Raw genomic sequence first — 499 nt, forward strand, 5'->3', positions numbered from 1 at the left:
GCCGGCCAGGACGTCAACGCGCGCGCGGCGGACGTCACCGCCGGCAAGCAGCTGGCCGTGGGCGCGGGGCGCGACATCAACCTGATCGCCGGCGTGGAATCCGGTTCGGCGCGCGACGAGATGTACTACAAGACGCGCGGCTTCCTGTCGAGCAAGACCACGCACACCATCAAGTCCGGCGACTGGGAACAGGCCCAGGGCTCAACCTTCACCGGCGACACCGCCGTGCTGATGGCCGGCCGCGACCTGAACGTGGCCGGCTCCAACGTCGGCGCGCAAAAGGACCTGGTCTTGTCCGGCGGACGCGACGTGAACATCGTGGCCGGCGAAAACGCCTCGGACAGCTATGACTACAAGATGGTCAAGAAGTCCGGCTTCGGCGCGCTGGGCGGTTTGAGCTTCGGCACGCGCCAGCAGACCGATTGGGTCGACGGCAAGAAGGTCTTCCATACCGCCAGCACCGTGGGCAGCGTCGAAGGCAATGTGCTGATCAACGCCG

At 66.7% G+C, this 499-nt stretch carries 1 protein-coding gene; it reads left to right on the top strand.

The annotated features are described in order from the left end of the window. A partial coding sequence (locus KDH83_RS31425; RefSeq protein ID WP_212323055.1) for a hemagglutinin repeat-containing protein occupies positions 1-499 on the top strand: 499 nt, incomplete at both ends.

Source organism: Achromobacter sp. Marseille-Q0513, from assembly GCF_018195695.1.
GTDB lineage: Bacteria > Pseudomonadota > Gammaproteobacteria > Burkholderiales > Burkholderiaceae_B > Achromobacter.